Source organism: Dyella sp., assembly GCF_036568765.1.
Lineage (GTDB): Bacteria > Pseudomonadota > Gammaproteobacteria > Xanthomonadales > Rhodanobacteraceae > GSA-30.
The window spans coordinates 1-7119 of sequence record NZ_DATCRY010000173.1; the positions used below are offsets into that span (position 1 = coordinate 1).

A 7119-nucleotide genomic window follows, 5' to 3' on the forward strand; every position below is an offset into this window, starting at 1 on the left:
GTCGATGTCAACGTGCATCCGGCCAAACACGAAGTGCGGTTCCGTGAACAGCGGTTGGTGCACGATTTCTTGTTCCGCAGCTTGCATGAAGCTCTCGCGCAAACACGTGCTGGGCAAGTGGCGAGTCATGCACAGGCCGGCGAAGACGGGTTGTCGATGCTTGCCGGCAGTGTCCCGGCTACCGCCTATGCCGCACCGCCTCGCGCGGCGGCGCCCGCATGGCCCGGACAATTCAGCCAAAGCCGCCTTAGTCTGGGTGTGCGCGACGAGCCGCTTGCGGACTACGCGGCCTTGTTAGGGCCGGCAACGCAAACGATATCCGTCGGCGTACAACCCACATTGCCGGAGAGCGACGATGACGCTGCGCCGCCACTGGGTTTTGCCATCGCACAGTTGAAGAGCATCTATATCCTGGCCGAGAACGAACAAGGACTGGTATTAGTGGATATGCACGCGGCCCACGAGCGCATTACCTATGAAAAGCTCAAGTCCGGCCGTGCGGCAAGCAATCTTCGCTCGCAATTGCTGCTGGTGCCGCTGCAGATATCGGTAAGCGCCAAAGAAGCGGCTGCTGCCGAAGAACATGCCGAGGCGCTGGCCGACTGGGGTCTCGAACTTTCCCGCAGCGGCCCGGCAGGCGTGGTCGTGCGCCGTATTCCTGCGCTCCTTGAGGGGGCCGACGTGGCGCAATTATGCCGCGATGTTCTGAGCGAACTGGCTCAGCACGGCAGTTCGCGCCGCTTGCAGGAGTTGGAGAACGAATTGCTTTCGACCATGGCCTGCCATGGTTCGGTACGTGCCGGACGGCGCTTGACCTTGCCGGAAATGAACGCGTTGTTGCGTGAGATGGAGGCGACCGAGCGCTCAGGTCAGTGCAACCACGGTCGTCCGACCTGGACGCAGCTGAGCCTGGGTGAGCTGGATCGGCTGTTCCTGCGTGGCCGGTAGGTTATAACTAACGGTTTCGAAGTCATAAGCCATAGCCTTGCGGCTCGTGTATTTGGACGTCCATACTGCAAAACGCCTGATGAGTGGGGCTTATTTGTGGGGACGTGCCATGTTACGCCGACATCTGTGGATGGGATTCTTGAGTCTTGGAGTGGGCCTAGTGCACGCCGAACATAATGCTTCATCGAAGGTGTCATCGACCGAACCGTCTGCTACCGAAGTGACGCGGCAAGCCGAACAATGGCAACAGCAGCGCCTGGCCCGGCTGACCGCGGCCGACGGCTGGCTGAGCCTGGTCGGCCTGGATTGGTTGCATCAAGGCGACAACCGCGTCGGCAGCGCCGCCGATAACGACATCGTGCTGAAGGTGGGGCCGGCACACCTGGGTGTGATTTCGCTGGCTGCCGATGGCACGGCCAAGATCGTGCTGGACGAGAATAGCGGCGCGACTATCGATGGCAAAACACAGCACGAAGCCAGACTGATCGACGATGTGCAGGCGGGCGAAAAGGGCAAGCCGACCACTGTGGCGTTCGGCACGGCCAATTTCTTCGTGATCGAACGCGACGGCCGCAAAGGTCTGCGAATCAAGGATGCCGATGCGCCTACGCGCAAGCATTTCCTCGGCCTGGACTACTACCCCATTGAATCGTCCTGGCGCGTGGTCGCCGATTGGGTGCCATTCGATCCGCCACATAAACTGGAGATCGGCACGGTGCTTGGCACCATCGACAAAGTCGACGTACCCGGCAAGGCCGTGTTCCAGCGCGACGGCCATACCTTCGAACTCTTGCCCTACCAGGAAGAGCCCGGTGGCGAGCTATTTTTCGTGATTGCAGACCGCACATCGGGCAAGGAAACCTACGGCGCGGCACGTTTCCTCTATGCCGCGCTACCCAAGGACGGCAAAGTGGTGCTGGATTTCAATCGCGCTTACAACCCGCCTTGCGCGTTCACTCCCTATGCTACGTGTCCGCTAGCTCCGCCGGAAAATCGGTTGGATATCGCTGTGACTGCCGGAGAAAAGAAGTATCGCGGTTCGGAACATTGATGAATGGGAGATGGGCAGCGGGAATGCTTTTTTTGGAAACTTCGGGCTGATTGCATGAATACGGACTTGCGTCCCCGCTACCCATCTCCCACCTCCGCTTTTCATCAGCGTCCGACAAACGCCGCCTTGCGCTTCTCCAGAAACGCGCTCGTCCCTTCGCGCATGTCTTCAGTGGAAAACGCCAGCGCAAAGGCCTGGGTCTCGAATTCCAGTCCTTGATCGATCCCGGTTTCACCGCCTTGCAACACGGCATCGAGGATGCCGGCGGCAGCGAGCGGCGCGGCGTTTGCCAACTGGTTGGCCATGGCGGCCACCGTTTCGTCCAGGGTTTCCGGCGCCACCACACGGTTGACCAGACCCAGTTCGTATGCGCGCTGCGCATCGATCGGCGCGCCAAGCAGGCACAGCTCCAGCGCGGCAGCGCGGCCGGCCAGGCGCAGCAGGCGTTGCGTGCCACCGAAGCCAGGAATCAGGCCGAGATTGATTTCTGGCTGGCCGAACTTGGCTTTTTCGCTGGCTACGCGTAGATGGCAGGCCATGGCCAGTTCCATGCCGCCACCCAGTGCGAAGCCCTGAATGCGTGCGATGACCGGCTTGCCCAGCCGCTCGATGGTCGACATCAGGCGTTGCCCGGCACGCGAGAACCCCTGTGCCTGCACCGGTGTGTAGCCGTTCATTTCCGCGATATCCGCACCGGCGACAAAGGCCTTGTCGCCAGCGCCGGCCAGCACCACGACGCGCACGGCATCGTCCTGTGCGGCCTGGTTGAAGGCCAGGGTCAGTTCGTTGAGCGTCTCGCGGTTGAGCGCATTGAGCTTGTCCGGGCGATTGACCGTGATGTTGCGCACGGCGTCACGGTGGCTGATCTCGAGGTTGCGATAGGCCATGGCGGATGTCCAATGGTTAAAGGGCGCATGGTAGCAGCGGGAACCTTTGCCGAACCGGGCTTTCTCATGTCCGGCCTTAGGGCCACCGGATGCGCCGGCATGGTAAGGTTCGCGCGTTGCGATGGAGGACGGCATGACATATTGGCGATGGTTGGCTCTGGGCATGTTCGTGCTGGCAGGTTTGGCGCATGCGCAGAATCGTGCCGTCCCGCCGAACGCTTCCTCGGCGAAGTTGGACAAGAACAAGCTGTCCTACGCCATTGGTTACCAGATTGGCAGCCAGTTCGCTTCCGGCGATCCGGATGTGGATATCGCTACCATGCAGAAAGCCATCCAGGATGCATACAGCAAGCGCCCACCGTCGGTGCCCATGCTCGAGATGCATCAGCAGCTGCAAGCGCTCGATATGCAGGAGCACGATCGCGCGCTGACCGAATACAAGCGCATCGCGGCGGCCAATGCGCGCAAGAGCGCCGATTACCTGGAGCGCAACGGCAAGCAGACGGGCGTGGTGCAACTGCCTTCGGGTATCCAGTACCAGGTGATACGCAAGGGCGAAGGTACGGGTAGTCCCTCGGTGACCAGCATGGTCACAGTCAACTATCGTGGCATGTTGATCGATGGCACCGAATTCGACAGCACCTGGGCGCGCGGTGCCCCGGTGAGCTTCATGGTCGACAAGGTCATCCGCGGCTGGCAGGACGTCATTCCGCGCATGCACGTCGGCGATCGCTGGAAAGTGGTGATTCCACCCAATCTGGCCTATGGCGAGGGCGGTGCATTGCCGCGTATCGGTCCGAATGAGGCGCTGGTTTTCGAAATCGAGCTGCTCGCCATAAAACAGCCGTAAAGACGGGCTATGTGCCCGGCGTAGGGCATCGCGCATGCGTTAAGATGCGCCATCTATGCCGAACGATCCCGCTCCCGCCGTCCCGCCGATTGCCAGCCCCTGCATCGGTATTTGCCGATTGGACAGTCGTGGCTATTGCGAAGGTTGCCTGCGCACGGGCGATGAAATCGCTCGCTGGCGGGGTATGGGCGATAATGAGCGCCTTCACTACATGCGCGAGATTCTGCCTGCCCGCAAGGTCGATTGATGGATATTGCCTGGGACCAATGGCAGGCCGCACTACAACCACTGGGCCAGCCGCCCTCGGGGCCGGGCTGGAACCATGCGGATATGGCCGTCTTGCTTGGCGATGCGCCACGTCGTCCAGCTGCGGTGCTCGTCGGTGTGCGCGAGGGTGTGCAGCCGCGACTCATTCTCACCGTGCGCACCGACAGCTTGCAATCGCATGCGGGGCAGGTGGCGTTTCCTGGAGGTAGCATGGATCCAGACGATGCCAGCCCCGTGCACACGGCGCTGCGCGAAAGCCATGAGGAAATCGGCCTGGATCCTGCAGCGGTCGCGCCGTTGGGTTATCTGGATCGTTTTGAAACCATCTCGGGATTCTGCGTGACACCGGTGGTGGCGAAGGTCGCCGCCGATGCACCGCTTTACCCTGCGCCCGACGAGGTGGCGGAGATCTTCGAAGTGCCGTTGGCGTTTTTCCTGGAGCCGGCCAACTTGCGTCGCTACACCATGGATTTTCGCGGTCATAGCCGCGCTATGGTGGAGTTCCTGCACGGTGGTCATCGGATCTGGGGGGCGACAGCGGCGATGCTGTTGAATCTGCTGACGAGGCTTGGGCGAGTATGAAGCTGTACACCACCCTGATTTCGGTCGAAGCACTGGCGGCGCTGCCCGCCGAGCATGTGCTGATCGTGGATTGCCGTATCGATCTTGCCGATCGCACCAAAGGCGACATGGATTATCGCCAGGGGCATATCCCTGGCGCGGTCTATGCGAATCTGGAAACCGATCTTTCCGATCTGTCGCGCTCGACGCAGGGCCTGGGGCGACACCCATTGCCGTCCGAGAAGGCCTTTGCCGCGCTGCTGGCGCGTTGGGGCTGGCGGCGTGGCATGCAGATCGTTTCCTATGATGCCGCCAGCGGTTCGCTGGCGGCGGCACGCCTATGGTGGATGCTGCGCCTGACCGGGGTGCGTGACGTTGCCGTGCTCGATGGGGGATATCCCGCATGGCTGGCCTCCGGCAAGCCGGTGGAAACACGCCTGCCTGAGCGCGCGTCTACCCATGTATCGCTGCGCTTCGATCCGGACGAGGTGTTGTTCGAGTACGAGCCCGGTGCCAGGCCTGAAAGCCTGATGATCGATGCTCGCGCTACTCAGCGTTTCCGTGGCGAGGTCGAGCCGCTCGATCCGGTGGCCGGCCACGTACCGGGTGCGCGTAATCGTCCGTTTACCGCCAACCTTGATGAGCACGGCTATTTCAAGTCGGCCGAGGTGCTGCGCGAGGAGTTCCTGGCCGTGCTGGGCGAGCATCGACCTGAAGACGTGGTGCATATGTGCGGTTCGGGCGTCACCGCCTGCCATAACCTGCTGGCGATGGAGCATGCCGGTTTGCACGGCTCGCGCCTGTATGCCCCTTCATGGAGTGGCTGGCTTAGCGACCGCAGTCGTCCGGTAGCCACCGGCGACTAAAGGAATCCTTGAAATACTTTTGGGTGACGGATGTAGCAGCGTTACCCCTCACCCAGCCTTCTCCCCTGGCTTGCCGGGGGAAGTGAGTGGGCAGCGCCGCAAAGTCCCTCAGCGCAGACTATTGGACATTCCCCAGCCCTAATCAGATTAGTAGTCGCGCTTTCAACCCTTGCTCTTCAACCGCGCCACCAGCGCCTGCAAAACAGCCTGTGTCTGCGGATGGAAAAATCCATCGACAAACTCGTCCAGCGGCAAGGCATCGACATCGGCAAAGGCTGCGCCGATGTCCGCACGTGCGGTGGTGCGTGTGGTCAGCATGGCGCGGGAAGGTAGCGCGAGCAATTCGCCCAACCAATGCAAGGCACGCGGTACAACCTGGTCGACGGCGGTCAGCTCGTCGACGAAACCATAGGCCAGGGCTTGTTCCGATTCGATCATCGCACCGGCGATAAGCAGGCGCTCGGCGCGATACGCCCCGACGACGCGACGCAGTGCGAGCTGGATGCACTCCGGTACGGAGAGCCCGACCTGTACTTCATTCAGGCCGATACGGTAGGGGCCATTGGCCATCACGCGGTAATCGCAGAACAGCGATAGCACGGCACCGCCCGCCGGGCTGTGGCCCGTGATCGCGGCGACTACCGGCACCGGCGAGCGCGCCAGGCGCGCGCAGGTGGCAAAGAAGGCCCTCCAGAAAGTCATCACCCCGGCGCGGTCGAGCCCCAGCAGGGCAGGAACGTCCACGCCAGCGGAGAACATCCCTTGCGCGCCGGATAACACGATGCCACGTGCACCGTCGGCAATGGCGCGGTCATGAGCGGTGCAAAGCGCGTCGAGCAGTTCGAGGTTCAGCGCGTTGACCGGCGGTCGCGCCAGGTTGAGTTCGACGATGTTGTCGTGAGCGATGATGTTGAGCATGGCGATGCCGTCAGTGGCAGAGAACAGACGCCCATTGGCGGACAAAACGGCTTTCGATGCAACAGGCGGTGCAGCAAGGCAATGTTTCAAACGTTGGGGCCGGAAGCGAAGCCATCGGGGCTTCGCTTCCGAATCCGGTGTTATTGCGGCGTGATGTCGGGCGACCAGTGATAGCGCACGGAATACTCAAGCGTTGCCGTGCCGTTGGATGGCACGTTGATCTTGAAATCCAATGTGTCGGGGGTCTGCTTGCTCGGCTTGATCGACGAAGACGTAAGCTGCCACTCGTGCCAGCGATTCGGATGTTCACGCACTGTGACCACGCGCGGAGCATCGCCGGCATTGCTCAAGGTGATTTTGAACGATGCGTCCATGTGGCGATTGGCCCGATCGACCGAGAAGGCCGTACGTTCGCGCTTGGCTGTAAGGTCAAAGGCATTGCCGAGCGTTACCGTAGCGCTTTGCCCCTTGGCCGTATCGGCGATGCCGGCCTCGCCCAGGTATTGCGGAGTACCGTCGCGATCGCTGGCCAGCACGCGCAGATAGCCCGCGGGTAGGCTGTCGAAGGCCTTGAACGTCAGTGTATGGGTGATCTGATTATTGTTGGCGACGTCGTATCCCGATGCGATCATCGGTTGCGAAGGCACGCCCCAGTTGCCGTTCTCGTAGAGCGCCGTCCGCTCGCAGTCGAGGCTGCGTTCGTCGTAAAGGGGTGTCTGCGTGACGCTGCCGTTGGGCAGATCGACGGGATGAGGCAGGGTGTACTGGCGG

6 protein-coding genes and 2 pseudogenes are annotated in these 7119 nt (G+C 61.7%); 5 read left to right on the forward strand and 3 right to left on the reverse strand.

Going from position 1 to position 7119, the window contains the following annotated elements; translation table 11 throughout:
- Both mutL and VIM98_RS12095 read left to right on the forward strand, forming a co-directional pair.
- Positions 1–948: pseudogene (mutL, locus tag VIM98_RS12090) on the forward strand (DNA mismatch repair protein MutL); the annotation flags it as partial.
- A 109-nt stretch (positions 949–1057) separates the two neighbouring features.
- Complete coding sequence (locus VIM98_RS12095) at positions 1058–1999, forward strand: DUF1684 domain-containing protein (protein WP_414650212.1); 942 nt, start codon at positions 1058–1060, stop codon at positions 1997–1999.
- Positions 2000–2103: 104 nt separating this feature from the next.
- Here VIM98_RS12095 and VIM98_RS12100 read toward each other — a convergent pair whose 3' ends face one another.
- Positions 2104–2886 carry an enoyl-CoA hydratase/isomerase family protein gene (locus VIM98_RS12100; RefSeq protein WP_331993363.1) on the reverse strand — a complete coding sequence of 261 codons (783 nt, stop codon included), beginning with the start codon at positions 2884–2886 and terminating at the stop codon, positions 2104–2106.
- Positions 2887–3019: 133 nt separating this feature from the next.
- Here VIM98_RS12100 and VIM98_RS12105 point away from each other — a divergent pair, with 133 nt between their 5' ends.
- From VIM98_RS12105 to VIM98_RS12115, 3 genes and pseudogenes are all read left to right on the forward strand, one after another.
- Positions 3020–3736, forward strand: a complete 717-nt coding sequence (locus tag VIM98_RS12105; RefSeq protein ID WP_331993364.1) for an FKBP-type peptidyl-prolyl cis-trans isomerase — start codon at positions 3020–3022, stop codon at positions 3734–3736.
- Between the two features lie 55 nt (positions 3737–3791).
- Positions 3792–4585 (forward strand): annotated as a pseudogene (locus VIM98_RS12110) (CoA pyrophosphatase).
- Entirely contained in the window at positions 4582–5430 is an 849-nt protein-coding gene (locus VIM98_RS12115) for a sulfurtransferase (protein WP_331993365.1), read from the forward strand. The pseudogene VIM98_RS12110 and the gene VIM98_RS12115 overlap by 4 nt, the downstream one beginning before the upstream one ends.
- 162 nt (positions 5431–5592) lie before the next feature.
- Here the strand turns inward: VIM98_RS12115 and VIM98_RS12120 are convergent, their stop codons facing one another.
- Positions 5593–6348 carry an enoyl-CoA hydratase/isomerase family protein gene (locus tag VIM98_RS12120; protein ID WP_331993366.1) on the reverse strand — a complete coding sequence of 252 codons (756 nt, stop codon included), beginning with the start codon at positions 6346–6348 and terminating at the stop codon, positions 5593–5595.
- Between the two features lie 140 nt (positions 6349–6488).
- A partial coding sequence (locus VIM98_RS12125) for a DUF4139 domain-containing protein (protein ID WP_414650213.1) occupies positions 6489–7119 on the reverse strand: 631 nt, incomplete at its 5' end.

What these genes read in the sequence shown, in the direction of transcription:
- VIM98_RS12095 (WP_414650212.1), top strand. Translation starts at nt 1,058, where the DNA reads ATGTTACGCCGACATCTGTGGATGGGATTCTTGAGTCTTGGAGTGGGC.
- VIM98_RS12120 (WP_331993366.1), bottom strand. Translation starts at nt 6,348, where the DNA reads ATGCTCAACATCATCGCTCACGACAACATCGTCGAACTCAACCTGGCG.
- VIM98_RS12100 (WP_331993363.1), bottom strand. Translation starts at nt 2,886, where the DNA reads ATGGCCTATCGCAACCTCGAGATCAGCCACCGTGACGCCGTGCGCAAC.
- VIM98_RS12115 (WP_331993365.1), top strand. Translation starts at nt 4,582, where the DNA reads ATGAAGCTGTACACCACCCTGATTTCGGTCGAAGCACTGGCGGCGCTG.
- VIM98_RS12105 (WP_331993364.1), top strand. Translation starts at nt 3,020, where the DNA reads ATGACATATTGGCGATGGTTGGCTCTGGGCATGTTCGTGCTGGCAGGT.